This is a genomic window from Exiguobacterium sp. s21, from assembly GCF_018617975.1.
In the GTDB taxonomy this organism is placed as follows: Bacteria; Bacillota; Bacilli; order Exiguobacteriales; family Exiguobacteriaceae; genus Exiguobacterium; species Exiguobacterium mexicanum_A.
Window position 1 is genome coordinate 389,260 of the sequence record NZ_JACSLF010000001.1, and the last position, 26,639, is coordinate 415,898.

A 26,639-nucleotide genomic window follows, 5' to 3' on the forward strand; every position below is an offset into this window, starting at 1 on the left:
GTTGGAAGTTCAACCGTTATATTTTTTACTATATTATTTTCTAAGTCCCTTTCCATCAATTCCATTTACTAACGACCTCCCCTTCATAATTTCCTAAGATTTCTTTCAAAATATTTAAAACTGGTTGCTCTAAATCTGGTCTATTTAATGCAAATTCAATAGTAGTACGAATAAAACCCAATTTTTCACCTACGTCATAACGTTTCCCGACAAATTCATAGGCATAGACACGTTGTACTTCATTCAAGCGTGTAATCGCATCTGTTAATTGAATCTCACCACCCGCTCCGGGCTCTTGTGTCTCTAAAAATTTGAAAATTTGTGGCGTGAACAAATAGCGGCCTAGAATTGCCAAGTTTGAAGGTTCTGTTCCTGGAGCCGGCTTCTCAACAAACGACTCTACTTTGTGTAATCCACCTTCAAGTGATGCTTGAGGATCAACGATTCCATAACGGTGTGTCACATCGCGAGACACCGGTTGTACACCAATAATCGAGCTTTCCGTCTTATTGTACTGTTCAATCAACTGTTTCGTACATGGGATTTCTGCCTGTACGATATCATCACCCAACATGACGACAAACGGATCATTCCCGACGAATGCTTTCGCTTGAAGTACCGCATGACCTAGTCCCATCGGTTTTGATTGTCGGATGAAATGAATATTAATGTTGGTTGTCTCCTCCACGAGCTTTAAAAATTCCGATTTTCCTTTTTCAATCAATTGTTGTTCAAGTTCTGGCACAGAATCAAAATGATCTTCAATTGCGCGCTTACCTTTGCCAGTCACAATCAAGATATCTTCGATGCCCGATTCGATAGCTTCTTCAATTATGTATTGAATTGTCGGCTTATCTACGATTGGTAACATCTCTTTCGGCATAGCTTTTGTTGCTGGTAAAAAACGTGTGCCTAACCCAGCTGCTGGAATAACCGCTTTTTTTACTTTTTTTATACTCAATTTAAACGCCACCTTCATATATGAGTAAGTGTATATTTTTCCAATTAAAAAAGGATGCAATATACATCCTTTTTTTGAATTTATAAGTTAAGAGTACCATTTTTGTCCTGATTCAAAAACCTACTTAATAGGAAAATAAACCTAATTCGTTCGACATGTGTCGACATTTTGCGAATAATATGTTTTCCAAAACGTTATTTCCACTTTCCACGCCATGATTTAGTAGGCATGATTGGCGGATCCACATAGACAAAAGTGTCGTTCAAAACGGATTGGCCATTTTGAAGAATGTTGTCGACCAATATCGGGTCATCTAGTTTTTCAAGCGAAACTTGTGAATCATCCCAGTAAAATGTACGCCCACCGACACTATGCGCATCTGACGCGACTAATTGGCTTAAGCCATTACGTAGGAACAGGAGCGATAATTCCTGTACAGTCTTCCCAAATTTCCCCACCAAACTACCTGTCGTTACCTGAGATAACGCACCAGACGATACAAAATCGACTAAACGTTTCGGGTTCGTCGCAAACTCCTTGTTTCGTTCCGGGTGTGCGATGATCGGCACAAATCCTTCTGCCTGCATGTTAAAGAACAATTGCTCTGCGTAACCTGGGACACTGTCGCTCGGAAACTCAACGAGAACATAACGGGAATCCGCCAACGTCAAGGCAGTACCGTCGTTCAGTGCGTCCAACAAACCTCCAAAGATCCGAATCTCTTGTCCCGGATGGAGTTTGAGGGAAACGCCTTCTAATGTTAAGATCCGTTGCAGTTGGTCGACCGCGTGTCGAACATCCAATTCTTTCGTGTCAAATTGCGGATGAAACGCGTGAGGCGTGACAATCAAATCCGTCACGCCCTCTTCCACCGCTCGTTTGGCCATCGCAATCGCAACATCCACATTTTGAGCTCCGTCATCGACGGCAGGTAATATATGACAATGAATATCAATCATGAGACTGCTCCTTATTCATACGCGTAGTAATAATACTGGTCATCCGTACCTTGTGGCTCACGTCGGTTCAAAACAACTCCTAAAATATGGGCATCCGCCATAACAAGCTGCTCTTTCGCTTTCAATACCATATTACGGTCTGACTTGTCACAGCCGACGACAAGCACGACACCGTCTGCATCGCGGGCCAAGATCCGTGTGTCCGCAACTTGCATCATCGGTGGTGCGTCCAAAATAATGACATCATACTTTTCTTTCGCTTCCTCGATCAAGCGAGTCATCATTTTTGAAGATAGTAGTTCTGACGGGTTCGGCGGAATCGGACCGGCCGACAACAAATGAAGTCCTTCGACTTTCGTCTCGTGTACCGTCTTTTCGAGTGTCGTCTTTTTCGCCAAGACGCTCGATACGCCTATGCCGTTCGGCAGACGGAACGTAAAGTGAACGGTCGGACGGCGCATATCGCAGTCCATCAATAAGACGCGTTTCCCTTGTTGTGCGTAGACCACAGCCAGGTTCGAGGCTGTGGTCGACTTGCCTTCACCAGATGTCGACGATGTCACGACAATCGTGCGCAGTTCGTCATCGACAGCCGTGAATTCCAAGTTCGTCCGAATCGTACGATATTGCTCTGAAATCGGTGATTTCGGTTTGTGGAGCGTGATCAAGTCACGTCCCGTCTTATCATATTGTGTGTTGACATTTTTTCGTTTTCCAAACTTAAACATGGGCACGTTCACCTTTCATCTCTACACCATTTTTACGGGCAGCTCGCATTTCATTCCGATCGATGACCGGAATCGAACCGAGGACAGGCAATTCAAGAACCGTCTCGACATCTTGTTCAGTTTTAATGCGACGATCGAGCACGACTTTCAAGAATGCGATTGCAATCCCGATCATTGCTCCTAAAACTGTGGCGATTGCCGTATTGAGCAAGATATTCGGTTTCACGGGATTCGCAGGAACAGAAGCGGCCGATAATACTTTTACGTTATCCACCCCGCTCATGAGTTCACTTACTTCTGTCGAGAATACTGTACTGATTTCATTCGCGATATCTGTGGCGAGCACAGGGTTTGTATGTTGCACTTTAATGTTGATGACTTGCGAGTTCTGTTCACTATTGACCGTAATCAAATCACTGATGTTTTCTGGAGACCCGGTTACGTTATTTTGAACTTGTTCTAAAATCGTCGGGCTTTGAATGATGACCCGGTATGTGTTGACGAGCGCGACTGACGACTGGACTTGACTGCTGTCAATCATATTATTTTGCGTTTCCTTCGGCGCGACCAATACTTGGGTCGACGCTTCGTATGTCGGTTGAATAATAAATGAACTCACTAGAAATGAGATAAGGGCGGCGATGACGGTGAGACTGATAATGGTACCTTTGTTGCGTTTGAGGATGGAGAACAATTCTCCAATCGAAATCGTTTCTTCTTTCATAATACGTTCGCATACTCCTTTGACGGTTATTTCCTTGGAAAAATACCGCAGTTAATATTAGTTACTGACAACAAACAGTATTATAGCAAATTTTTTTAGCGATGATGACTCATTTTTAAAATTTTGGTTTTTTTGGATGGAGAATCTGCTAAAATTCATTAGGAAGAACTTAACAAAAGGGGGAGAACCCGTGCATCATAGCGAACGATTGCTTCATCTGCATTTGACAATCGATAGGACGAAACGATTCGAGTTACACCAGAAAATTAAAACGAGTTTAGGGGAAGGCAAAACGTTAGCCACCTCTTATATCGAACTCACGAACGAGGCGCTCACATCAAACGCCCTATCCACCAAAACGGCGGAGGACTTTGAGGCTTGGTTGCGAGGCGAAGAGAAAGACGAGGCGTTCCTCGCATATTACATAGGTCTTTTGGAAAATTGTCTTCATAAACAAGAAGACGTTCAAAGTGAAGAACCGGTGATCGCTCCAAAACCTGAACCGGTCAAAGTTCCGAAGGAGACGACCAAGCCTAGATATGTCCCAGAAAAACCAGTTCCATCTCGGGCGGAGCGTGCTCATTATTATCCGGCGGATATTCAACCGGCCCGATCAAAGCGACGCGGCATAAAAACACTTGTCGCCGCTCTACTCGTCCTCCTGCTAGCAGGTGGCGCCTATATCGGATATCCTTACGCAACATCGTTTTTTGTGGCGGAAGAAGAACCAGTAAACATCAAAGAAGTGACACCTACCCCTGTCGCAGAGGACGAACCAGTCATCGAAGAAACGCCGAGTCGTCAACTATGGTTGGCTGAAAAAAATGTCAATCTTTTGACGGATATTGACGGAACCGAAGTGGCTTATATCGGTGATATCGGTGATCGCTACGAGGTCGTGTCAGAGGACGATGCATATGCCGAAGTGAAATTGGGTAATACGACGGCATGGGCCCCATTAAACCAAACGACGACCGAATGGCCTGCACCTGTGTTGACAGACGCACAGCTCATCGATTGGATCGACGTAAACGTAAACAACGAATGGCTGCCAAATAGTCCAACTTCTTATTTCGGGATGCCGAAACAAGAGTTACTCGACACGCTTGGCGAACCGATGAGTACGGACGGGGACGTTTTAAATGAATATTTGTTCTATCCAAACGGCTTTTTCATTGTCCAACAAGAGACAATTGTCGCCATCGATTGGACGAACACAGACGTATCACGCGAGACGTTCGCAAACCTCGGGGCCTCACAAATTGAAACGGACGATGCACTCGTCTATGAAAGTCCGAGCTATTCGCTCCGTTTGTTCGTTGGCGCTACGGGACAAAACCGCATTCGTCTTACCACGACAAATCGTTAACTTAGACTTTGGAAGGATATGATACGATTGGAACTAAAAAAAATGACACTCTTCGTAACCGGCGGAGCCGGTTATATCGGCACCCATACCACCCTTCAATTGCTCGAGGCCGGTCACGATGTCGTCGTGATTGATAATTTATCCAACAGTAACCTCGAGGCGTTACGACGCGTCGAGGCACTGGCAAACCGACCGGTCACTTTTTATGAAGGTGATATTTTAGATCGAACGTTACTCGACGACATCTTTACCGAACATTCAATCGATGCCGTCATCCATTTCGCGGGATTGAAAGCTGTCGGCGAGTCTGTATCCGAGCCACTCCGTTATTATGAGAACAACGTCGTCGGCACGACCGTATTGCTTCATGCTATGACCGATCACGGCGTGAAACGAATCGTCTTCAGCTCATCGGCCACCGTCTATGGCTTGCCGGAAACGACGCCGATCGACGAGTCGTTCCCGCTCAGCGCGACGAACCCGTATGGTCGGACGAAATTAATGATTGAAGACATACTGCGTGATGTATCGGTTGCCGATCCATCATGGAGTATCGCCCTACTACGCTATTTCAACCCAATCGGTGCGCATGAGTCTGGCCGAATCGGCGAAGACCCGTTCGATATCCCGAACAACCTGATGCCGTACATCACACAAGTCGCCGTCGGCCGCTTAAACGAATTGAGCGTGTTCGGTGACGACTACGACACGCCGGACGGCACCGGCGTCCGCGACTACATCCACGTCGTCGACTTGGCCGATGGTCACTTGAAGGCGCTCGATTACGTCATGGACCACACAGGGGCCGAGGCATTCAACCTCGGGACCGGTACCGGCTATAGCGTCCTCGACCTCGTCCAGGCGTTCGAGGCCGAGAGTGGGAAAGCTGTCCCGTACAAAGTGACACCACGTCGTCCGGGCGATATCGCCACCTGTTTCGCCAATCCATCGAAGTCGAAACGTGTGCTCGGCTGGGAAGCGAAGCATGACGTCCGCGCCATGTGCCGCGACGCTTGGAACTGGCAATCGAACAACCCAAACGGTTACCGATAATAAAAAGCGAGTCCCCATCTAGGATGGAGATTCGCTTTTTTCATTGTTTCACCCAAACGTAGCCGTACGCTTGGAGTTCAATCGTCTCAATCGGCTCACCCGTGAACAAGTTCGTCCCGCTCGTCTGTACGTTTATTCGCTCATTGCTGACGTTCGTATACAGCATGAGCGTCTCCCCTCCGCCTTTCCGCTCGACCGTGAAGACGCGCTTATCAGACGTATCGATTCGCTGCTCGGCATAAGGTGAGAACGCCGGGTGCGTCCGTTTGACATTCAACTGGCTGATGATGCCGGAGAATACTTGCAGGCGGTACGGATTCGTCTTCAGCTCTTGGATGAGCGCATCGTGGTCGACCGGTGCCTCGACACCGAGCAGTGTTCGGTAATCGACGGTCGGGATGCCTTGGAGCGAGAACAGGATGCTGTGTGCCGCAAGAATCATATCGACGCTCGGCTCGATTAAGTTCTTCTCGAACGGGTCGCGCTCGTGGATCGATAAGAAGTTGAAGTACGTCTTCCCTTCCTCGGGCGCCTCGATCCGGTTCGCCCAGTCGGACAGCTTTTTGGCATCGCCTTGCGCGAAGGCGAGCATCGTGTGCGACGCAAGGTCGAAGTGACAGATGGCGTCGGCGACGCTGACATACGAGCCAAGTTCCTGGACGTCTCCTTCATAGGCGAGAATCAATTGCCCGTGTGGCTTGTAGTGATGGAACACCGTATGCCAGAGCGAAATGACGCGCTGGATACTTTCTTCCGGCATGCCCCGGAACGACTGGACGTGGACGCGCAGCTTCGTCGCACCTTGAGCGAGCCGCTCGATAAAGGCATCCGTCTCCTCGAGCAGATTGAACTGTAACTCGTTATAGACGTCGGGTTCGGTGTCATACATGAGCTCGAACTCATGCTTGAAGCGTCCGAGGTCCTCATATAACCGGATATGCGGGTTGATGGCCGTATCGGTCGGTTTGGCCGGGTACGGGAAGAGCGAGACGAGATACAAGTCGCTGATGGACGCTTGGACGTGTTCCTTCAACAAGTCATGAAGTGCGTCCAAGTCCGGGCTCCCATCCGTCGTGACGGCGTTGGCGTCAATCATGAGCACGCTCGTCTTCTCGCTCACACCTTCCCCGTCGTGCCAATGATGACCATCCCACTTCATGAACAGCTCCTGCCAGTCCTCCGATGTATGGTCGTCTTCTAATCGGTTGATGATCGGTTCAACAGTTTCCCAAAGCATGTGATCCCTCCTCAGTGTCTCTTTATCAGTCCCACCGATACACGATTTTGAAACGCAAAAAAAGCCGTCCCTAAGGACGACTCAGTTCATCAAGCGCTGTAACTCCGCTTGGACATCGGCGAGCGAGGCTTCATTCGGATGCCAGTAATAGATGCCGTCCGACTCCAGACCGCCCGCCCCTTCGATGCGGAGCGTGCTGGCGTTACGGAACGCCTTCATATAGTCCGTCGACAACGTCACGAGCTCATTGAACTCGATGTTCGTCTTGGCACGGTTGCCGGCGACGTCGAGCAACTTCGTCACTTTGTCGACCGAGAAATCGGAACGCCCCTTCTCGACGATGGCCGCGACGACGGCGCGTTGCCGCTCCTGGCGACCGAAGTCACCGTTCGGATCGTCGTAACGCATGCGGGCGTATGACAACGCCGAGGCACCGTTCAAATCGACTTGGCCGACCGGATACGAGTAGCCGTCCGACGAGAACGCGAAGTTGTTCGTCACCGTGATGCCACCGAGCGCATCGACGACCTCGGTGAACGCCTCCATGTCCGCCTCGACGACGTAATCGATCGGGATATCGAGTAACCCTTCGACCGTGTTCATCGCCATCTCGGCCCCACCGAAGGCGTAGGCATGGTTGATTTTATCATTCATACCTTTGCCGACGATCTCCGTCTTCGTATCGCGCGGGATGCTGAGCATCGCGCCTTCGTCCGTCGTCGGGTTGAGCGTCATGACGATGATCGAGTCACTCCGTCCCTGTTCGCCGTCGCGGCGGTCAATCCCGAGCAGTAATACCGACACCGATTCTTTCTGTTCGATCGTCTCGACTTGTTTCCGTTCTTCACTGATTTCCAAGTTGTCGTTCACTTTCGTCACCGTCTCGTTGACGTCCCGGTACATCGACCAGACGAACAGACCGCCGGCGACAAGGAAAATTGCCATGACGCCGAGCGTGATCGCCAACACCTTTTTCCAGTGTGATTTCTTCTTATGTCTCGCCATGCGTGCACCTGCTTTCAAAAATCTATAGATATGGATGTTTTTCCCGCTTCACGTGTTGTATTATAGCATGTTGTCAAAAAATGCTACCCATATCTTTTCGATTTTCATGGGAAATGCGTCTTGTAACGGGTACGCCTCATATGGTCCGGCCAGGCCGCATTGATCTCGGCCCCGAGCAGCATCGTCGCCGCCGTCAAGTAGAACCAGATTTGCAGTAGGATGACGATACCAATCGTCCCGTACGTATCGCCGAACATCGAGAACTGGTCGACATAGACGCTATAACCTGTCGACAACATCTGCCAGGAGATGACGGCAAAGACGGCACCAGGGAGCGTCTCCGTGAATTTAACGTGTTGTTGCGGGGCAATCTTATAGAACATGGAGAACGCGAAGATGAGGATGATGGTCGACACCGTATAGCGGGTGAGCGTCGCCAATCGATCGAAGTCTTCGAGCCGAGGGAACCACGTATACATGAGCTCGACGAACTCACGACCGAAAATATGGAACACGATCAAGATAACGGCCCCGATGCTGAAGGCGCTGAGCGTGAGCAGACCGATCAACCGGCGGACGACGTAGCTCCGGGCCTCCGTCTCCCCGTAAGCGAACACGGTCAGCTTGACGAGACGGGCCGTCCCGTTCGATGCCGACCAGACGGCGATGATGGCCCCGATCGAGACGAGGCCGGCGTTGATGTTGCCGCTGACGTCATAGACGATCGACAGCATGTCCCGCACGCTCGAACCCGGAATGAGAATCTCGATCTGTTCGATCAACAATGCATCGTCAATCCCGAACCACGCCATGACGGCGAACAAGAGGACGAACGTCGGGAAGATGGCTAGAAACCAAAAGAAGGCGAGCGTCGCGCTATAGTCGTTGATATGGTGGTCTTTGAACCGATGGCGAACGTCGATGACGAGGCGGATTAGGCGGTCGAGCACTCGGGTCACCCCTTTTCTATTTATTATGACACAAATTAAAATGCCTCATCCGATTTGGATGAGGCAATACATTATTGTTCCATCAATTCAGCCAAGTAAGATCTGACCTCGCCCAAAGACGTGCTCGACGGGCGCCAGTAATAAATCCCGTCCCCTTCTTTACCGCCTTGTCCTTCCAATCTTAAAACATCTTGGTTTTTAAACGCCGCCGTGTATTCGGTCGACAACGTGCGCAACTCTTTGAACGTGATGTTCGTTTTGGCATTGTTCCCCAGGACGTCGAGCATATTCGTGAACTTCGACAGTGAGAAGTCATTGACCCCTTCATTGACGATGCCCGTGATGACAGCGCGTTGACGTTCTTGACGACCAAAGTCGCCACGTGGGTCATCGTAGCGCATCCGTGTGAACGCTAACGCTTCCGCTCCGTTCAATGTTTGTACGCCTGGATTGAATGTGTATCCGCCTGATTCGAAGGCAAGGTCATTTGTCACTTCCACACCGCCGAATAAATCGACCGCATCTTGGAAACCTTTCATATCTACTTCGGCTACGTAGTCAATCGGGATTCCAAGGAAGTTCTCGACCGTGTCAAGCGCCATTTCTGCTCCACCGAATGCATAAGCATGGTTGATTTTATCAGCCACCCCTTTGCCGACGATCTCCGTCTTCGTATCACGGGGAATGCTGAGCATGGCACTCTGATCTTTGTTCGGATTGAGGGTCATGACGATGATTGAGTCACTGCGTCCCTGCTCATCGGCACGTCGGTCGACACCGAGAAGAAGGACCGAGATCGGTTTTTTCTCTGCAATTGTTTTTTTGTTCATCCGTTCCTTGCTCAGGCCCGACGACTCATTGATCCGATTGACCGTCGAGTCCACTTGATTGTAAAGATAAGCCACTAACCCGCCCCCGAGGAGCAACATCATCCCTAGCACTCCCGCTACGATGAATGCGATTTTTTTCGCGCGTGATTTCTTACGACGACTTTTCTTGACGCGTCTCTTTTCTGATTCCATATGGTTTAACACCTTTCGCAATTTATTCTATGTCATAACTTGTATTTTACCACGTAAATCTGTCAAGCGATTTACATTTTTTAATGTATCGGTCAGTATTTGGAGCGCTTTCTTATAGATTAGTCATTTTATTCATTTTTAGGATTCTGTTTTTAATGGAGTGTATAATTTATAAAGGTCTATCCATATTAAACCTTATGTCAACGTGAAGGAGCGAATTTTGATGAGCTTTACCATCACTTGCTATTTACCAAATCATCAATTGATTTCTTTCGAACTACGAGGTGACACCAGCGAGGCTGTGACATCCAACTTTGAACGGATTCTACTTGAGGCGAGTAAAAATGGAGAAAGCCTGCAAATAGGCGATGCTCACATTCTTAACCCGAACACGATTCTCGCTTACCGGATTGACGACGTCCCATCCTTCTTTTGAAGTCCGTCTATTTCGGGTAACCCTTATAGGAAACCAAATCAACGAACGGGGTGAAGCGATATGGAATTAGGGATGATCGGACTTGGGAAGATGGGGTTGAACTTGGCGCTCAATTTGACGGACGGTGGGCACCATGTGCTCGGCTACGACCCGGGCAACGTGTCGACGAGCCAGTTCGAGACGAAACAGTCGCTTGAAGAAGTCGTCGAGGGGCTGAAGGCGCCACGCGTCATCTGGGTGATGGTGCCGGCGGGCGAAGTGACCGAGCACGTCCTGAACGACTTGCACGCATTGTTGTCACCAGGGGATATCGTCATTGATGGCGGCAATTCAAACTATAAAGAATCGATGCGACGGGCCGAGCACTTCAAAGACAAGCTCATCTACTTCTTCGACGTCGGAACGAGTGGTGGCATGGAAGGGGCGCGGCATGGCGCCTGTACGATGATTGGCGGGGATTTGGAGGCGTTCGGTAAAATCGAGGAGTTGTTCCGCGACGTGTCGACGGACAACGGCTATTTGTATGCCGGGCCGAGTGGCAGTGGCCACTTCTTGAAGATGATTCATAACGGCATCGAGTATGGGATGATGCAAGCGATCGCCGAAGGGTTCGAGATTCTTGAGAAGAGCCCGTTCGAGTACGACCACGAGCAAGTCGCCCGCGTCTGGAACCACGGCTCGGTCGTCCGCTCGTGGCTGATGGAGCTAACCGAGAGCGCGTTCCATAAGGATGCAAAGCTCGATGATATTAAAGGGATTATGCATGCCTCGGGCGAAGGCAAATGGACGGTCGAGACGGCGCTCGAGTACGGCGTGCCGGCACCCGTCATCGCCATGTCGCTCATGATGCGGCAACGTTCGCTCGAAGAGGACACGTTCTCCGGAAAAGTTGTCGCCGCCCTGCGGAACGAGTTCGGCGGCCATGCGGTGGAGAAGAAATGAGAAAGAGGGAGACGCATCGCGTCCCCCTCTTTTAGATTCGGATGATTGGCAAATCCCCATCGTAGTCAAAGATAAACTCGATTCGCTTCTCCCATAACAATAAGATTCCTTTCTGACCCCCGATTGTAATCGGAATAACTTCATTCTTTGTGAAGTTCTTGTGCTGGGCGTACAGTTTGAGCAACGCTTCCGTCTCTTTCGTCCCTTCACCGAAGAAACCTGCCAATCCAGCATGCACCGCTTCGTCCCCCGCGGCTTGTCCGGTAGGATATTTATCATAGCGTGAACGCACAAACATGAGCGAACTCAATTTCGATTTGTCATATCCCCCGATGACAAATAAGTATTCATCCATTGGAACAGTCGTTTGAAATAGATGCGAGTTTACAAACTGATACCCGTGTTCAGATTTAATTGTAAACAAGAAACGATTCTCCGTGGCGCTCTTATAGTTCTTTAAATAAGCCATTGATTGTTGTTTCGGTAAAAATGGTGTTTTCTTGATGGGTTTCGGTTTTACCACCGTCGCCTTCTTCATGTTTTTTGAAGCGACCCATCCGGTTTTGTTGCCGTAGCGAATTTTGTAGTAACCTGCCAACTGTTCATTCACGGTGACGGTCGTCCCTTTCTTCAACGTGAAGACTTGTTTTTTATGTGCGTCGACCCGCGAATAAACAATGACTTGGCGTTGAGTCACATAAGGAGTCGGCTTCAACGCCACACCTTTTCGAACTTTACGCGTGAGCGACTGCTCGTTCACATAGCCCGTCCGATTTGCATAACGGACCTGTACCCAACTTCCTTTCTTGGCGACATACGTGACCACCTTTTGCTTGGGTATGAGAATGAGTTGCTTCCCTTTATAGGAGGCGGTCGACCGTAAATACACGGCAGTCTTCGTTTGATAGGACGTTAATGTCGTCGTCGCAGCATCCACGGTCGAAGTAATCGGGGTTAATGTGGCGAGCACGATCATCAATGCAATGACATAAGTCATGATTTTATTCACTTGTCTATCCTCCTTATTTAATCAACTGCTTCACAGACGGTGACAGGTTACCCGCCGCATCCTTTACCCGAACGGATAGAGTTGTTCCCTTTTTCAAGCCTTTAAAGGTGAGCTTATAAGTCCCTTTGTCCGTCACCTTCGTTTGCATCGTTTTTTTGCCATAGGTGACAACGACCGTCGCTTTCGGTTCCGCTTTCCCTTGAACAACGCCAGACTTGGCTGTGACGGCGTTCACTGTCGCTTTTGCCGGAGCAATTTTATCGACGATAGCCGTCGTATAAAGTGGGCTCTCCAATTTGCCATTTACAGCTTGAATGGTGTAAGTTTTCGCCTGCTTTAGGGAAACATTGACCGCGAACTTTCCTTTCGAATCCGCAGTGGCGGTATACGTTTTACTGTTTACCCGGACGGTGATGACTGTTTTAGGTTTCGTCACTCCAGTGATGGCGCGATCTAGATTCGAGACCGGCTTCACATCAAGAACGGCAAATTCACCTTTTGGTCCTCGAATGACTTTCCCAAATACAGGGTCACTTAATTGTATTTCGTACATCAAAGACGTAAGAAGCGGAATCCCACCCTGGTAGAAGCCTCCGACGTACGCATACATATCGCCTGGCTTGAATCCGTTATAAATGATTTCCGCATCCTTTGTCGCGGTGACCTTCAAGACGGTCCCTTTTTTATAGATTCCGGGTTTTAAATCAAACTTCGCTGTCGCCGGCTTATAATCATATACTTTATGTTTCGATATATGCTTCTTTCCATAGCGATCAGTCACTTCGATGGTGACGAGTTTCCCTCTGGCGATTAATCCCTTCATCGCAAACGTTCCATTTTTCTGAACTGCGACGGTCTTACCATCAATCTTGATTGCTTTAGTGCCCGGTAAGGCTAGTCCTTTTAGATTGAACGTCTTCTTGTCCTCATTTAATGAAATCCCTTTACTTAGTTCGACAAGCCCCAGGTTATATGGTGTTTTTGTCACGACACGCTTTTTGATCGTATTGTTCCCTTTTAAATACACCGTGCCGGCTAGTTTACCGGTTCCTGATTTGAATTGTTTGGCATATACCGTCTCTTTTACGCGCTTCCCTTTCTCCACGATGACCGTCCCATAGGCATGAATCGGTAAGGTTACGTCTGCATTCACAATCAATGTGGCTCCTTCAAGCACGATGATCCGTTCGATATACCGGTTTTCTTCAAACAGTTTCGTCAAGTTGACCGTTCCGCTCGTCACGACCCAATTCCTGGAGGTGACGTCGTACTCTTCAAACGCCATCGCCAACCCTTTCGGAATCGATTTCACTGTAAGCACATTGTCATACATATCGATGACATCAAGACCAATCAATTCCCATTTACCAGCCATTCCGAAGTCTCGACGATTCAAATCCACCTTTGCTATTTTCGAACGTCCTTCCCAAGGCTCCAGCGTTTTTGTAATCCCGCTCGGCAAGTGTTTGAACGTTGCTTTCACCTTGAAAAAGCCGCTGTTGTCGTCTGCTTGAACGACCAATTGCGAGTCTTTTGTCTTGGAATGTACCATCTTTACACTCTTAAAGACAGGCAAGGTGGTATCTGGAGTGACTTGAAACACAGGTTTCAAGTTGATGGGTAGTTGAACCTCATAGCGATGATTCGTCTCGTCATCATAGAACGAGACTCTTTTTAGACTCCACGTCCCGATTGCATTCCATTCGTTTAAATCTTGGTCACTCAAATCAACTTCAAACTGTTTTTTCTCCGCATGATAGACAGGCGTCAGATAAAATTCTTCCTTGGCTTGTTTGTTCTCCAAAATAAGGCTCATCGGATCCGTCGGTACCTTCAATCCGTCCAAGTCAATGGTCATGAAGAAAGATTTCACTCTGTTCAACTGAGTGACGTCCAACGTTTTTGAGATTCCGTCCACTTTTGTTAATTTCGGTTTTGGAAACACGAGTGTGAACACTTTTTTGTCAGCTACACGCGAGAGATCCAACTGATGTTCGCCACCGTTCTCATCTCGAACGATTAAACGTGACAGAATCCAATCACCTTCCGCTTGAAAATTCCAACTTTCTAAATCGACTGTAAGTTCAAGTCCATCCATGTTCGGATATGCAAACACAGTCTCTGTTTCTTTCGGAGATTGTACGTTCTGTAACTCCGCCTCAACCTCTAGAATCCCTAGTTCGGTTGGTTTATCTAACTTAAGAGTAATATCCGTCTTAACATAGCTAGAGGAGAACGTTTTTCCTGATGCTTTCATTGATACGAGAGAAACCTGGTCCCCAGTTGCACCTTTAATAGGCTCACCAATAAAAGAAGTTCCTAATAAAAAAATAGTTGTCAGTAACAATAAGCGAAGTAATTTCATGTTCATTCATTTAACGCTCCATTCTACATATAATACATTCTCCATTTAGTATAAATAATCCCAATCGTTCAATTATCTTACTTTTAAGCATATGGTCAGTAAGATTTTTAATATTGCACAATATGAGGGCGTTATTTTTATGAGAGAAAGTACTATATTTTGAATTGACGTAAACCTTTTAGAAAATCAACTCACGCTATTAATTTTGCACAAATAAAAAAGTATGCGTCGGCGCATACTTTTTAGGTCAATTCTTTCGTTTTATCGAAGGCTAACAGATTGGAATGATGGATTATGTCACTCCATCGTATTCCCTTCCGCCGGGATTGGCGTCTGCTTCAATAGGTTCGCGAAATGGTACAAGTTGTACGCCATGACGCGTCCATTCTTTTTCGTGAAGGCGTTGTCGCGCCCGGCATCGATGTACGAGTCACCCGGTCCGGCCTCACCGACCCAATATGCGTCGACGTTCGGTGGGACGGTGAAGCCGATATGTGACAGGCCATACAGGATCGAAGCACAGGCATGTTTCGCCCCGTCCTCATTCCCCGTCACGACGACACCGCCGACCTTGTTGTAGTAGATGGCCTGACCTTTGTCGTTCGTCAAAGCGCTGCCCCCATACAACCGCTCGATGACTTGCGTGGCGATGCTGCTCTTCTCGCCGAGCCAAAGCGGTGTCCCGATGATGAGGATGTCGGCGGCTTTGACTTTCTCAAAAATCTGGGGCCATGCATCCCCGTCCCCTTCATCCTCGGTCACGCCGAACGCGACGTTGTAGTCGACGACACGGACGATCTCCGAGTCGACCCCGAGCTTATCGAAGTGCGGGATGATATCCTTCATCAATCCTTCCGTATGCGAGGTCGTGTCCCCGCCTTTCAAGGAACAGTTCAAGAATAAGGCTTTCATCGAATCCCTCCTTAAGTAATCAACAGTTTAATGTTCCCGGCCCGTAGAAAGATTAATCTCGTCGACACGCTTGCCTTCACATGGGAAAATTAGGATAGACCAGATTCGGGAGGACTTGCCAATGACACGTTTCATTCATATTGCCGATTTACACCATGCGAGACATACTGGGAATGCCATCACGGCTGAACGGACCAGTTTTCCCATCCAAGCTGAGAAGCTCGCCCAGATCGCGGAAGTCATTCGACATGAAAATATCAAGGCGGTGCTCATCGCTGGTGACATCGAAGTGAGCGACCCGGAAGATTTCGTACCGTATTTGAAGACGTGGACCGCCCTCGGTGCATCCGTCTATTTGGTATACGGGGACCATGACATCAATCGGCTCGCTTACGACGACTGTTGGCGTCAGATTGAGCACGTGCATAGTTTCCTTCGACCCGGTTATGTCTTCGATGAAGCGCTCGGTGCCGCGATTTATGGGCTCAGCTGTGAGACGAACCAGACCGGGTTGAAAGAGGATGTCGCAAGGACGCCGATGCGAGACGACCTGTACCCGAATATCTTCCTTGGTCACGGGGATCGACAACGATTTCCCGCATCCGTCGTCGCCCGGCTCGGGTTCAGCTATTACGCTCTCGGTCATCATCATCGCTATGAGGTCACTCGACGTGGCGGTGCCGACCTCGTCTATCCCGGTCATGTCTTCTCGGTGTGGGACGGATGCGGCAAGGCGTGGCCGACCGGCTATGTCATCGGGGAGGTCACTCTTTCAGGGATCACACACGAGTTTCGACCATTCACAGGTCCAGAGACGCGACGGCTCAGTTTCAATCCGTTCATCCGGGACGGGTCATGCATCTTGCTCACACGCGACAATCTCGAGGGGCCGTCGGAACAATGGGTTGAAGAAGACGAAGCGGTGTTACGCGAGCTCGTCCGCTCCACGCTGACCGCCTATCCTGATGATTATTTCGTCACACCGAGCCGGTCGACCGGTTTTCCGACACGCCGGCTGTCGATGACCGGACGAACGTTGCTGAAAGAGGATGAACGATTCGAGGAATTTTTCGCCCGCAGTTTTAAGGCGACGAAGACGACCCAATAAAAATGACCCCCGATGTCTACATCGGGGGTCATTTTACAAACGTATGTTCGTTTTATGGTACAGCGCAAACAAGCGCCTATATATTCGCTTTTTCTATTCTTAGCGTAGCAAATCCCGCAACATAAGTCTATTCTTTCTCGACTGGAATCCGTACAGTGAAGACAGGCCCACTGAAGGAGGACATTCATGGAAACATACCGTTGGGACCTCAACTTGAAGGTCCGCCTGTTCGGCGAAGGGATGTTCAATCTGTTGTTTTGGATGTACTTTCCGTTCATCACCGTCTATTTCGCCCAGTCGCTCGGCGTCGAGCTGGCCGGTCTGCTCATGGTCGTGCCGCCGCTGTTCCTGTTAATCGGTAGTTTAATCGGTGGTTCGCTCGCGGACGAGATTGGACGCCGTCCCGTCATGCTCGTCGGGACGTTCGCGCAAGGGTTCTTGTTCCTCGCCTTCGCCTTCTCGACGAACGCCTACGTCGATTACATCACCTATATCGGCATCGGCTTCATGGGCGCGATCTATAAACCGGCCAGCTCGGCCATGGTCGCCGACCTCGTGCCGACCGAACATTTACGGGACGTGTTCGCGACGTTCATGGCGTCGAACAATATCGGCGCCGTGCTCGGTCCAATCCTCGGGGCGGTCCTCTTCTTCGAGCATCGCCAGGCGCTCCTGTTCGGTTGTGCCTTCGTCCTGTTCGGATACGGGGTGCTGCTCGCGGCGCTCACCCATGAGACACGGCCGGGCTCACCTGAGAAGACGGTCGCCAAAACATTCCGCACTCAAGGGCGTTCGTATGCGACGATTCTGCGCGATCCGTTGTTCCGCCTCTATTTGATTGCCGGCGTATTCGCCTTAATCCCCATCATGCAACTCGACGTGTATGTACCGGTCTATTTGATTGAACAGGCCCCGGCCACGTTCGATGTCTCGAACACGATCCTGTTCGGCTGGCTCGTCGCCTATAACGGCCTCTTGTTCGTCGTCTTCATCATTCCCGTCACGCGCGTGTTCCGGGCGTGGGACGAACGACGCGTCTTCCTGTTGTCGACGTTTCTCGCCGGCTTCGGGACGTTCCTCATCGCTTTCTCGTCGAACATCTGGTATTTGCTCATCGTCACGACCGTGTTCACATTCGGCGAGTTGATTCGCTCTCCGGTCAGCCAGAGCTTCGTCAGCCGCTACGCCCCGGCCGAGTCACGCGGACAATACATCGCGGCCGATACGCTTCAAAACACGATCGGCAAATTCCTCGCACCAGTCACAGTACTCATCTCAGGTTTCGTCTCCCCGCTCGCCGTGTTCACGCTCATCTTGCTGTCGGCACTCGTCGGGATGGCGCTGTATTCGAAATTATTCCAACGACTTACGCAACAAGACGGATGACCGCGGTTATCCGTCTTTCGCTTGTCCATCGAACAAATCCTCGCCGAGCGATCCGAAACTCATCGCCGACTGCCCGACGAGACCGCGGACGCCGAACGGCTCCCGGCACGTCTGTCTTCCGATGACGATGCTGTCCTCTGCCGTCAACAAATATGGACCTACCTCACGTTCGACGATTCGTTCTTTACGGGTGAACAGATTGTCCTCGTCGACTTGATACAGCCGCGTCGACACGGTGTCCCGGTTGTCGATGCGGAGTTCCTCCCGGTTCGTCGGGTAGAGCACGTTCTGGAGATAGAAGCCGCCGCCTTCGAAGTCCCGCTCCGAACCGAATCCGCTGATGCGCGACTTATATTTTCCGGAAATCACAGCCGCCTCGTAGTCGTTCCGGGAGAACGGTTTTGACTCGTTGTCGTTCAAGAACAAGTATTGGCGCATCTCGGGCCCGACCTTCTCCAAGATATAGCGCACCTTGCCGAGGATCGGGAAGTTCCGAAGGACGGAATGCTCGCGCTGATGGCGGTCCTTCCGTCAGAGGTACAAGATGAACAGGAACGGGGCGGCAATCGTCGACACCATCAGGACGAGCACGATGGCGAGCATCGTCGTATTCACGGACATGAGTGGTTCCTCCCTCACGTATAGTCTTTATCCGATACCACGGGTCCTTCCTGATGGAACGAAAAAAGCCGACGTTTTCGTCGGCCCTTACTTCTTGATCAATTCGTTCGCCTTGTCGACTTTCGCTTTGTCGTGCTTCAACTGCTTCTCGATATCGTACGCCATGTACATATCGTTCTTGATCATATAGTCGGCGATCTCGGCATGGTCTTCGATCGCTTGGTTTAATTGTTTGATGAGCACTTTCCGGACCTCGGGTGACGCCGTCTCGGTCACGGCCACCGCATAGGCGCGGACGGCCGACTTCGCCGTGATGAGCAGATCGGTCGCAATCAATTCGTCCCGTTGTTTGCTGGCCCGTTTCAAGTTTTCCGTGATTCCCATCCGTCTCTCCTCCTTACGCCTTCTTCGGCAACAGTTGTTTCAGTTCACTGATCGCTTGCTCGGTGTTCTTCAAATGTTTGCGGGCGATCTTCTGCAACTTCTCGTCTTTGATGAGCGGTTCGCTCACGTATCCTTTGACGAGCCCCGCTTGCTTCAGCGTCAACATCTCATGAATCTCTAACACTTCATGGATGGCGAGTTTGTTTTTAGCCATGTCCGTTCCTCCTTTTAGCGTGTCGAATGAATGTGCGCTTCTTCGCGCTTATGCTTGAGCAACCAACCGTGGAACACGAACTCGACGATCGCGGTCACTAACGCCGTGTACAGCGCAAGCAATACAAAACTCGTCTCGGTCCCGATATCGAAGTCGAGAATCCACAGGAAGAACCACGTCAAGAAGAAGACGAGGCCGAAATCGGCCGCTGTCGCAATTAAGTTACCGAATTTCCGTAATACGAACATGTCGCCCACCCCATAGGCAATCAGTCCGACCGCAATCGAAATCCAAGCGGCGTGGTACCATGGGACATCAAACCCGAGCGTCAAGACCGCGATAAACACGACGAGTAACGTCCCTAGTTTCAGACTCAGCGCTTTTCCATGATTCACTTGCATCCACGTTCACCCTTTCCCCGTGATGGCGTTCGTACATGGACCATGTTTCCGTTCGTCCTCCCGTTCAAACGAAAAGTTTCACGGTCATTATCGGACGAACATGATGAGAGTCAAACCATCACAATGGAAAGGTGGACTGGTAAATGCTAGACCTCAAGTCGGCTTCGGTAATGACTTGATCTCATGATTTTCTAGAAATATTTACAAATTGATGTCATGACTTGGGTGGCAGTGATTTCACGGCCGGTCCTTCAATGACTTCCCCGTTCGGTTTGAACCGCGAGCCATGACACGGACAGTCCCACGAGCGCTCGGCCTGGTTCCAGTTGACCGTACAGCCCATATGCGTACAGGCCGACCCGACCATCGAGACGTGTCCGTCGGGATCCCGGTAGGCAGCGACGTGTTCGCCATTATGTTTGACGATGGCACCTTCATCGAGACCGAGCTCATCCACTCGTTTGTCCGTCGGCTTCAGCTTGCCTTTGACGAGTTCCTTGGCCACGTCGGCATTCGTCTTAATGAACCGGGCCGCGTCCGCGAGCTTCCATTTCGAACGTGTCGGGTCATACAGCTCCTCATAGCGGTTCGGTTGATTCGTGACCAAGTCGGCAATGAGTCGGGCCGCCACGATGCCTTGGCTCATCCCCCATTTCGAGAAGCCGGTCGCGACAAACACATGCGGCGTATCGTTCGTCATCCGCCCGATGTATGGCACTTTGTCGAGCGTGATCAAATCTTGGGCCGACCAATGGTGGCTGAACGTCTCGGTACCGAAATGCCGTGTCCCGAAATCGCCGAGCTTCTGGTAACAGGCCAACGTCTCTTCCTTATGGCCCGTCAAATGGTTCTCGCCCCCGAACATGGCCATCTTCTTGCCATTGTCGAATTTGACGTGCCGAAGCGAACGGCTCGGCTTGTCGACGCTGATGAACATGCCTTCCGGGAACATGTCGACCTCGGCCGAGACGACGTATGAACGCTCGACTTCCATCTTCGCGAAATAGAGGCCTTTGAAGTCGTTGAACGGGAAGTGGGTCGCGACGACGACGTCATGTGCCTCGATCGTGTGGCCCGTGATTGTATCAAGTCGGTTCGGCGTCCCATATTCGATGCCGGTCACCCGGGTCATCTCATAGAATGTCCCACCGAGCTCGAGGAACCGGTCCATCAGCCCTTGTAAGTATTTGACCGGATGGAATTGGAGCTGGTCGCGCATGACGGTCGCCTTCTTGACGTCGTACGGCAACAGACCGTTCACTTCGTCCGTGGCGTCACCACCGTCGATTCCCAGTTGTTCATACGCCTCTTCTTCTTTCTCGAGCAGTTTCGCCGAGCTCGACGAGGAGAGAGAATACATATAGGCGTGCTGGCGCTCGAGGTCACAGTCGATGTTCAGTGTGTCGACTTGTTCCTCGAGGAAACGGAGCGCGTCCATGTTGGCCCCGTAATACAGTCGCGCCTTGTCTTCCCCGAGCGATTTGACGAGCTCCGTATAAACGACGCCGTGCTGGGCCGAGACTTTGGCCGTCGTGTAACCAGTCGTGCCAGTCGCGAAACGGGCCGCTTCGACTAGAACAACCTGCTTGCCTTGCTCAACCAACTGCAAGGCGGCGAGTACGCCGACGATGCCGGCCCCGACCACGGCAACCTCTGTCTTGACGTCTTCGTTGAGCGGTTTCAGCGTCTTTACCTCGACGTCGCGCCAAAACGATTTCGGAAAATCTTGTAACATACGTGTCCCTCCTCCAAGAAAATTCAACGGTTTCGAATGCATGGATGAATTACCCTTCATTCGAGAACGAGAAACAAAAAAAGAGACCTGGCTCAGGTCTCTTGGTCGCTCGGGATGACAATCTCATCGAACTGTTGGTCACGGCAAAGGGTGATGGCCTGCATCGCAAGCTGGTAGTCCACTTCCGGCAATGTGATCAGCTCGGTCGGGAGCACCCACTCCTTGTTGTTGTACAGATGGATGACGAGTTTGACGAGAATGAAATCCTGTTTCTCGAACGTGTTGTCGTCGATGATGGTGGCCGTACTGATCTTGCCTTGCTCAAGATCCATATACGGCAACAATAGATTCCGCACCCGCTCATTCCCGGCGATCACGTAAAGGGCGGAGAAATACTCTTTCTTGACGTCTCCGGGATTAACGAGGCGCTGGGCCAACTGTTTGAACACATCGTAGTGCTCGGTCGTCAAGAAGTTAAGGTTATTCATGTCTGTCGTTCCTCTCTGTGTAAGCAAAAATCAATCTGTTTATACTAATTCCACCCTTTTGCACTTTATAACCCTCTGACAATGCTCATACCCCCACCTGTATCTGCCAAATCTTTTCAAAATTTTAGGTTTTTATTTATTTTGATAGTGGAACTATATCTTCGTCGTTCATTCACCAGTTGTTCAAAAAAGGAGGAGTTTCATGTTTCGTCATCAGAAGGAATTGCAGTTCGAAGTGAAAGTCGATCGTCCCGACCCACAGCTCGCCCGTCAAATCCAAGAGGTGCTCGGCGGTCAGTTCGGGGAAATGACCGTCATGATGCAGTACTTGTTCCAAGGCTTCAATTGCCGCGGAGAAGAAAAGTATAAGGACATGCTCATGGACATCGGGACCGAGGAGATCGGCCACGTCGAGATGTTGTGCGCCCTCATCTCGCAACTGCTCGACGGCGCGTCACCGGACGACCAGGCCGATGCGGCGAAAGACCCGGCGACGGCAGCCATCCTTGGCGGGATGAACCCCCAGCATTTGATTGTCAGCGGGCTCGGCGGACTGCCGACGAACTCGAATGGGGTGCCGTGGAACGGATCGTATATCGTCGCGAGCGGGAACTTGCTCGCCGACATGCGCTCGAACTTACACGCCGAGACGCAAGGCCGGCTCCAAGTCGCCCGTCTGTATCATATGACGAAAGACGAAGGCGTCCGGAAAGTGTTCCGCAAGATGCTCGCCCGTGACCGCTACCACCAGTACCAATGGATGGCGGCCATCGATGAGCTCGAAGAGAAGAACGGCGTCATCGTGCCAGCAAGTTTCCCGGCGAAAGACGAGAAAGAAGCCGAGAAACATGGCCTCGAGTTCTGGGACTTGTCGGAAGGCAATGAGTCGAGCCAAGGCAAATGGGCGACGGGCAGCGCGCCGGACGGTGCCGGCGATTTCGTCTATTTGAGCGACCCGGCCCCGCAAGGCCAGAAGCCGGTCATGGACATCCCGGACAAGACGCTCCATCACGATTTGGACGATCCGGGCAGTGTCGAGAAAGTCGTCAAAAAAGTGACAGACCAAATCAAAGGCAAATAAGAAAAAGGCTGGCCCGAGGGTCAGCCTTTTCACATGCGCCGGAGCGAGATGGCTTCACGCATCTTCTGGAGCGACTCTCTCCCGTCTTCCCCACGCCGCATCATGACGACGGTGAACAAGGCGTCAATCAGACTGAGCTCGGCGATTCGCGAGGCGAGCGCCTCAGACCGGAACTCGGTCTCTTGCGACACCGTGTAGAGGGCGACATCACACAGCTTCGACAGCGGTGACTTCGCATAATTTGTGATCGCAATCGTCGGGACGCCGCGCTCGTTCAACACTTTCGCCACGTCGAGCGTATCTTTCGAGGCACCCGAGTGCGAGATGAGGACGGCGACGTCGTCGTTCGTCAGTTGGGACGCCGACATGAGCTGCATGTGCGACTCCAAGTTCGCGGTGACGAACAGACCGCTCCGGACGAACTTATGGTACGCGTCGAGCGCGATGACGGCCGAGCCCCCGCTCCCGAAAAACTCGATGCGACGAGCCGACAACAGCAGCGCGACCGATTTGTCGAGCGAGGCCGCGTCCAAAATTTGCCGGGTCGCCTCGAGTGTCTTCACGTTCGAGGTGAAAATCTTCTCGGCAATCTCATGCGGCGTGTCCTCGTTCGAGATGTCTTCATGGATGTCTTGGAGCGGCGCGACGACATCGGTGGCGAGCGCGATTTTCAGCGCCTGATAGCCTTTGAAGCCGACGCGCTGGCAGAAACGGAACACGGTCGACTCGGCGACGTCGAGGTCGTCGGCGACTTGGTTGATCGTATGATGGATGATGCGTTCGGGCTGTTTCAAGATATAGTCGGCGATGCGTTGCTCTTTCTTGCTCAGTGTCGTATAGGCGCCACGGATGCGGGCCAGGCCGTTCATCGATTCCATGTGTCTCACCCTTTTTCTTTTTACGATACCGTTTCGAAAAAAATTCCGCAATCAAAGACTGACCGTTCCTTCGGACAATGTGCCAAACTATTGACCCACCGGGGAAAATATTCCCTTCACGTCAAGACAAATATGCTATGCTAGGAAAGCTCATTTTTGAGAAACTGTCCGTTTTCGTCCATTTGTCCCGATATTATTAAAGAAAGGTTTGGTCCCCATCGAACATCATCTCCATAGTACATACAGTCTTCCCCTCGTCTTGTTATCCATAGCCGTCGCCGTCTTCTCGGCCTTCGTCTCGCTCGATATTAGCAGTCGGCTCAAATATGCCGAACGAGTCTCGCGCATCCGTTGGGTAAGCGCCGGAGCCCTCAGTCTCGGGCTCGGCATTTGGGCGATGCATTTCATCGGGATGTTGGCATTCCATTTAGAGGCCGACGTATCCTACCATATCGGTATCGTCATCGCCTCGATCGTCCCAGCCATCATCTCGTCCGGGTTCGCCTTCTATATCGTCAGCCGTCAGACGGCGCGTCCGCGCGACCTCGTCATCAGCGCTGTCTTCATCAGCATCGGCATCGTCTCGATGCATTACGTCGGCATGGAAGCGATGCAGATGAACGCCGTTTTGACGTACGACCCGGTCATGTGGCTGTTATCGGCCGTCGTCGGGTTCATTGCCTCGCTCGTCGGGCTGTATCTCTTGTTCTCGCTCCCGGACGTGCCGCGGTTCCATTGGCGGAGGCTCGCCTGTTCGCTGTTGATTGGGCTCGCCGTCTCGGGGATGCATTATATCGGCATGGGCGCGGCCGAATTCACCCCGTTCGCGACGCCTCAAGCATTGACCGGCTTCTCGATGGACAGCACGCTCCTCGCCTTCTGGATCGGCGGCAGTGTCACGACGCTGTTCGTGCTCATGCTGATCTCGCTTCGCAATGAGAAGCAACTCGAGCGTCAGTCCATCGAACTCGAAACGAAGTTCCAGTCCGTCATCGAGTCGGCGAACGATGCCATCATCGTCGCGGATGCCGAACGTCGCATCGTGCAATGGAACCACGGGGCCGAGCGCCTATTCGGATATACGGCAAGCGAGGTGCTCGGGGAATCGATCACGCTCATCATGCCCGAGCGCTTTAAAGTCGCACACGAACAAGGCATGAAACGCTATCGCGAGACGCGCGAAGCAAACGTCATCGGCCGTACGGTCGAGCTCGTCGGCTTGCGAAAAGACGGGACCGAGTTCCCGTTCGAAATGTCGCTCGGGACGTGGGAGACGGAGGCGGGTCTCTTCTTTAGCAGCATCATCCGCGATATTAGTGAACGGAAACAAATCGAAGAACAAATTAACGACCTCGTCTATTTGGACACGTTGACCGGCCTGCCGAACCGACGCCTGTTCAATGACCGGCTCGACGCCTTGCTTTCCCAAGGCAGCGAGTCGACGTTCTCGTTGTTCTATATCGATCTCGACAACTTCAAGGTCATCAACGACCGATTCGGCCACTCATCAGGCGACGTCTTCTTGCGCCAAGTGACGGACCGGCTGTTGACGACGATCAATAAGAGCGACACGCTCGCCCGTCTCGGCGGGGACGAGTTCGTCATCCTGTCGCCGAACACCGGCAGCAACTTAGCCGCCCACCGCGCCCAACAGATTACGAACGCGTTGAACCAACCGTTCTTGCTCGAAAGTGAGGACGTGTTCACGAGCCTATCGATTGGCATCAGCCTCTATCCGTCCGACGGGCGGACGGCCGATGACTTGTTGAAGAACGCCGACATCGCCATGTATCGGGCGAAAGAGGACGGCAAGAACGGCTTCCAGTTCTTCACGAAAGACATGAACGAGTCTGTCGCGCGCAAGTCACAGCTCGCGATGGCGCTCCGGAAAGGCATCGGCCGCGGCGAGTTCTCGATTCATTATCAGCCGCAAGTGCACCTCGAGACCGAGGTGCTCATCGGTGTCGAGGCACTCGTGCGTTGGACACACCCCGAGCTCGGCATGATTTCCCCGGCCGAGTTCATCCAGATCGCCGAGGAGACCGGCAGCATTCATCGTCTCGGCGAGTACGTCTTGAACGAGGCGTGCCGGCAGAACAAGGCGTGGCAGGATGCGGGCGTCGAACCGTTCCGCGTCGCCGTCAACATCTCGGCGCTCCAGTTCGCGCAAAAAGATTTGCCGGACATTGTCAGCCAGGCGCTCGAGGCGAGCGGGCTCGCACCGGAATACCTCGAGCTCGAGTTGACCGAGACCGTCATCCAGAGCGCGCAAAGTGCCATCGAGACGATGGAGGAACTCGTCGCCCTTGGCGTCCACTTGTCGATTGACGACTTTGGCACCGGCTACTCGTCGCTCAGTTATTTGAAGCTGTTCCCGATCGACACGCTGAAAATCGACCAACACTTCACGAAAAACATCGAGACGGATTCGAAGGACGCCGCCCTCGTCAAGACGATCATCCGAATGGCGCACGAGCTCGGTCTGAACGTCATCGCCGAAGGTGTCGAGACGAAAGCACAAGTCGCCTTCCTCAAGGCCGAGGATTGTAACCAGGCGCAAGGCTACTATTACAACAAGCCGATGCCCGCCGAAGATCTTGACTCGTTCCTGTATCCATATAAGAAAAGTGTCTGACCCTCGTCCCGCCTACTCGTTAGGTCGGGACGCTTT

26 protein-coding genes are annotated in these 26,639 nt (G+C 51.3%); 8 read left to right on the top strand and 18 right to left on the bottom strand.

Translation table 11 applies throughout. The features are described 5' to 3' along the window. Positions 1–55: 55 nt before the first annotated feature. From galU to KNP06_RS02005, 4 genes are all read right to left on the bottom strand, one after another. A complete protein-coding gene (gene galU, locus KNP06_RS01990) occupies positions 56–979 on the bottom strand; it encodes a UTP--glucose-1-phosphate uridylyltransferase GalU (RefSeq protein WP_251131536.1) in 924 nt (307 codons plus the stop codon). A gap of 176 nt (positions 980–1,155) precedes the next feature. Beyond that, positions 1,156–1,920 carry a tyrosine-protein phosphatase gene (locus KNP06_RS01995; RefSeq protein WP_214710806.1) on the bottom strand — a complete coding sequence of 255 codons (765 nt, stop codon included), beginning with the start codon at positions 1,918–1,920 and terminating at the stop codon, positions 1,156–1,158. A gap of 11 nt (positions 1,921–1,931) precedes the next feature. Continuing rightward, positions 1,932–2,648 carry a CpsD/CapB family tyrosine-protein kinase gene (locus KNP06_RS02000; protein WP_214710805.1) on the bottom strand — a complete coding sequence of 239 codons (717 nt, stop codon included), beginning with the start codon at positions 2,646–2,648 and terminating at the stop codon, positions 1,932–1,934. Beyond that, positions 2,641–3,372, bottom strand: coding sequence for a YveK family protein (locus KNP06_RS02005; RefSeq protein WP_214787697.1), 732 nt, complete (start codon positions 3,370–3,372; stop codon positions 2,641–2,643). The genes KNP06_RS02000 and KNP06_RS02005 overlap by 8 nt, the downstream gene beginning before the upstream one ends. A gap of 190 nt (positions 3,373–3,562) precedes the next feature. Here KNP06_RS02005 and KNP06_RS02010 point away from each other — a divergent pair, with 190 nt between their 5' ends. Continuing rightward, positions 3,563–4,741, top strand: a complete 1,179-nt coding sequence (locus KNP06_RS02010; protein WP_214710803.1) for a hypothetical protein — start codon at positions 3,563–3,565, stop codon at positions 4,739–4,741. A 42-nt stretch (positions 4,742–4,783) separates the two neighbouring features. Next, positions 4,784–5,794 (top strand): UDP-glucose 4-epimerase GalE, encoded by a 1,011-nt coding sequence (gene galE / locus KNP06_RS02015; protein ID WP_214710949.1) that lies wholly within the window; start codon positions 4,784–4,786, stop codon positions 5,792–5,794. A gap of 40 nt (positions 5,795–5,834) precedes the next feature. On the opposite strand, the gene KNP06_RS02020 is transcribed toward galE, so the two are convergent. From KNP06_RS02020 to KNP06_RS02035, 4 genes are all read right to left on the bottom strand, one after another. Further along, entirely contained in the window at positions 5,835–7,031 is a 1,197-nt protein-coding gene (locus tag KNP06_RS02020) for an alpha-amylase family protein (protein ID WP_214710802.1), read from the bottom strand. An 81-nt stretch (positions 7,032–7,112) separates the two neighbouring features. Further along, positions 7,113–8,036 carry an LCP family glycopolymer transferase gene (locus tag KNP06_RS02025; protein WP_214710801.1) on the bottom strand — a complete coding sequence of 308 codons (924 nt, stop codon included), beginning with the start codon at positions 8,034–8,036 and terminating at the stop codon, positions 7,113–7,115. A gap of 104 nt (positions 8,037–8,140) precedes the next feature. Continuing rightward, on the bottom strand, positions 8,141–8,986 hold the full coding sequence (locus KNP06_RS02030; protein ID WP_214710800.1) for a YihY/virulence factor BrkB family protein: 846 nt from the start codon (positions 8,984–8,986) through the stop codon (positions 8,141–8,143). A 71-nt stretch (positions 8,987–9,057) separates the two neighbouring features. After that, positions 9,058–10,008: an LCP family glycopolymer transferase gene (locus KNP06_RS02035; protein ID WP_214710799.1), complete on the bottom strand. Its 951-nt coding sequence runs from the start codon at positions 10,006–10,008 to the stop codon at positions 9,058–9,060. Between the two features lie 223 nt (positions 10,009–10,231). On the opposite strand from KNP06_RS02035, the gene KNP06_RS02040 reads away from it, so the two are divergent. After that, entirely contained in the window at positions 10,232–10,444 is a 213-nt protein-coding gene (locus KNP06_RS02040; RefSeq protein WP_214710798.1) for a hypothetical protein, read from the top strand. 60 nt (positions 10,445–10,504) lie between these two features. Then, complete coding sequence (gene gnd / locus KNP06_RS02045) at positions 10,505–11,386, top strand: phosphogluconate dehydrogenase (NAD(+)-dependent, decarboxylating) (RefSeq protein WP_214710797.1); 882 nt, start codon at positions 10,505–10,507, stop codon at positions 11,384–11,386. A gap of 31 nt (positions 11,387–11,417) precedes the next feature. On the opposite strand, the gene KNP06_RS02050 is transcribed toward gnd, so the two are convergent. From KNP06_RS02050 to KNP06_RS02060, 3 genes are all read right to left on the bottom strand, one after another. Continuing rightward, on the bottom strand, positions 11,418–12,395 hold the full coding sequence (locus tag KNP06_RS02050; RefSeq protein ID WP_214710796.1) for an SH3 domain-containing protein: 978 nt from the start codon (positions 12,393–12,395) through the stop codon (positions 11,418–11,420). Positions 12,396–12,408: 13 nt separating this feature from the next. Beyond that, on the bottom strand, positions 12,409–14,766 hold the full coding sequence (locus KNP06_RS02055) for an Ig-like domain-containing protein (RefSeq protein WP_214710795.1): 2,358 nt from the start codon (positions 14,764–14,766) through the stop codon (positions 12,409–12,411). Positions 14,767–15,057: 291 nt separating this feature from the next. Continuing rightward, positions 15,058–15,672 (bottom strand): flavodoxin family protein, encoded by a 615-nt coding sequence (locus KNP06_RS02060; protein ID WP_214710794.1) that lies wholly within the window; start codon positions 15,670–15,672, stop codon positions 15,058–15,060. A gap of 121 nt (positions 15,673–15,793) precedes the next feature. Here KNP06_RS02060 and KNP06_RS02065 point away from each other — a divergent pair, with 121 nt between their 5' ends. Next, entirely contained in the window at positions 15,794–16,780 is a 987-nt protein-coding gene (locus tag KNP06_RS02065; RefSeq protein WP_214710793.1) for a metallophosphoesterase family protein, read from the top strand. A 186-nt stretch (positions 16,781–16,966) separates the two neighbouring features. Continuing rightward, positions 16,967–18,166 (top strand): MDR family MFS transporter, encoded by a 1,200-nt coding sequence (locus KNP06_RS02070; protein ID WP_214710792.1) that lies wholly within the window; start codon positions 16,967–16,969, stop codon positions 18,164–18,166. 6 nt (positions 18,167–18,172) lie between these two features. Here the strand turns inward: KNP06_RS02070 and KNP06_RS02075 are convergent, their stop codons facing one another. From KNP06_RS02075 to KNP06_RS02100, 6 genes are all read right to left on the bottom strand, one after another. Next, on the bottom strand, positions 18,173–18,625 hold the full coding sequence (locus KNP06_RS02075) for a hypothetical protein (RefSeq protein WP_214710791.1): 453 nt from the start codon (positions 18,623–18,625) through the stop codon (positions 18,173–18,175). Positions 18,626–18,874: 249 nt separating this feature from the next. Next, positions 18,875–19,171, bottom strand: coding sequence for a spore coat protein (locus KNP06_RS02080; protein WP_214710790.1), 297 nt, complete (start codon positions 19,169–19,171; stop codon positions 18,875–18,877). Positions 19,172–19,184: 13 nt separating this feature from the next. Continuing rightward, entirely contained in the window at positions 19,185–19,385 is a 201-nt protein-coding gene (locus tag KNP06_RS02085; RefSeq protein WP_214708958.1) for a spore coat protein, read from the bottom strand. A gap of 14 nt (positions 19,386–19,399) precedes the next feature. Continuing rightward, a complete protein-coding gene (locus tag KNP06_RS02090) occupies positions 19,400–19,786 on the bottom strand; it encodes a DUF2512 family protein (protein WP_214787700.1) in 387 nt (128 codons plus the stop codon). 214 nt (positions 19,787–20,000) lie between these two features. Further along, positions 20,001–21,521 (bottom strand): FAD-dependent oxidoreductase, encoded by a 1,521-nt coding sequence (locus tag KNP06_RS02095; protein ID WP_214787703.1) that lies wholly within the window; start codon positions 21,519–21,521, stop codon positions 20,001–20,003. 92 nt (positions 21,522–21,613) lie between these two features. Then, on the bottom strand, positions 21,614–22,009 hold the full coding sequence (locus KNP06_RS02100; protein ID WP_214787706.1) for a hypothetical protein: 396 nt from the start codon (positions 22,007–22,009) through the stop codon (positions 21,614–21,616). 202 nt (positions 22,010–22,211) lie between these two features. Between KNP06_RS02100 and KNP06_RS02105 the strand changes: the two genes are divergently transcribed. After that, positions 22,212–23,090, top strand: coding sequence for a manganese catalase (locus KNP06_RS02105; RefSeq protein ID WP_214787709.1), 879 nt, complete (start codon positions 22,212–22,214; stop codon positions 23,088–23,090). A 29-nt stretch (positions 23,091–23,119) separates the two neighbouring features. Here the strand turns inward: KNP06_RS02105 and KNP06_RS02110 are convergent, their stop codons facing one another. Then, positions 23,120–23,968: a MurR/RpiR family transcriptional regulator gene (locus tag KNP06_RS02110; RefSeq protein WP_214787712.1), complete on the bottom strand. Its 849-nt coding sequence runs from the start codon at positions 23,966–23,968 to the stop codon at positions 23,120–23,122. A gap of 259 nt (positions 23,969–24,227) precedes the next feature. Here KNP06_RS02110 and KNP06_RS02115 point away from each other — a divergent pair, with 259 nt between their 5' ends. After that, entirely contained in the window at positions 24,228–26,603 is a 2,376-nt protein-coding gene (locus KNP06_RS02115) for an EAL domain-containing protein (protein WP_285801364.1), read from the top strand. Positions 26,604–26,639: the final 36 nt, after the last annotated feature.

Excerpts from the sequence above, each read along its gene's own strand:
- galU (WP_251131536.1), bottom strand. The coding sequence starts at position 979 with ATGAAGGTGGCGTTTAAATTGAGTATAAAAAAAGTAAAAAAAGCGGTT.
- KNP06_RS01995 (WP_214710806.1), bottom strand. The coding sequence starts at position 1,920 with ATGATTGATATTCATTGTCATATATTACCTGCCGTCGATGACGGAGCT.
- KNP06_RS02000 (WP_214710805.1), bottom strand. The coding sequence starts at position 2,648 with ATGTTTAAGTTTGGAAAACGAAAAAATGTCAACACACAATATGATAAG.
- KNP06_RS02005 (WP_214787697.1), bottom strand. The coding sequence starts at position 3,372 with ATGAAAGAAGAAACGATTTCGATTGGAGAATTGTTCTCCATCCTCAAA.
- galE (WP_214710949.1), top strand. The coding sequence starts at position 4,784 with ATGACACTCTTCGTAACCGGCGGAGCCGGTTATATCGGCACCCATACC.
- KNP06_RS02020 (WP_214710802.1), bottom strand. The coding sequence starts at position 7,031 with ATGCTTTGGGAAACTGTTGAACCGATCATCAACCGATTAGAAGACGAC.
- KNP06_RS02025 (WP_214710801.1), bottom strand. The coding sequence starts at position 8,036 with ATGGCGAGACATAAGAAGAAATCACACTGGAAAAAGGTGTTGGCGATC.
- KNP06_RS02035 (WP_214710799.1), bottom strand. The coding sequence starts at position 10,008 with ATGGAATCAGAAAAGAGACGCGTCAAGAAAAGTCGTCGTAAGAAATCA.
- KNP06_RS02040 (WP_214710798.1), top strand. The coding sequence starts at position 10,232 with ATGAGCTTTACCATCACTTGCTATTTACCAAATCATCAATTGATTTCT.
- gnd (WP_214710797.1), top strand. The coding sequence starts at position 10,505 with ATGGAATTAGGGATGATCGGACTTGGGAAGATGGGGTTGAACTTGGCG.
- KNP06_RS02055 (WP_214710795.1), bottom strand. The coding sequence starts at position 14,766 with ATGAACATGAAATTACTTCGCTTATTGTTACTGACAACTATTTTTTTA.
- KNP06_RS02060 (WP_214710794.1), bottom strand. The coding sequence starts at position 15,672 with ATGAAAGCCTTATTCTTGAACTGTTCCTTGAAAGGCGGGGACACGACC.
- KNP06_RS02065 (WP_214710793.1), top strand. The coding sequence starts at position 15,794 with ATGACACGTTTCATTCATATTGCCGATTTACACCATGCGAGACATACT.
- KNP06_RS02070 (WP_214710792.1), top strand. The coding sequence starts at position 16,967 with ATGGAAACATACCGTTGGGACCTCAACTTGAAGGTCCGCCTGTTCGGC.
- KNP06_RS02080 (WP_214710790.1), bottom strand. The coding sequence starts at position 19,171 with ATGGGAATCACGGAAAACTTGAAACGGGCCAGCAAACAACGGGACGAA.
- KNP06_RS02085 (WP_214708958.1), bottom strand. The coding sequence starts at position 19,385 with ATGGCTAAAAACAAACTCGCCATCCATGAAGTGTTAGAGATTCATGAG.
- KNP06_RS02090 (WP_214787700.1), bottom strand. The coding sequence starts at position 19,786 with ATGCAAGTGAATCATGGAAAAGCGCTGAGTCTGAAACTAGGGACGTTA.
- KNP06_RS02095 (WP_214787703.1), bottom strand. The coding sequence starts at position 21,521 with ATGTTACAAGATTTTCCGAAATCGTTTTGGCGCGACGTCGAGGTAAAG.
- KNP06_RS02100 (WP_214787706.1), bottom strand. The coding sequence starts at position 22,009 with ATGAATAACCTTAACTTCTTGACGACCGAGCACTACGATGTGTTCAAA.
- KNP06_RS02105 (WP_214787709.1), top strand. The coding sequence starts at position 22,212 with ATGTTTCGTCATCAGAAGGAATTGCAGTTCGAAGTGAAAGTCGATCGT.
- KNP06_RS02110 (WP_214787712.1), bottom strand. The coding sequence starts at position 23,968 with ATGGAATCGATGAACGGCCTGGCCCGCATCCGTGGCGCCTATACGACA.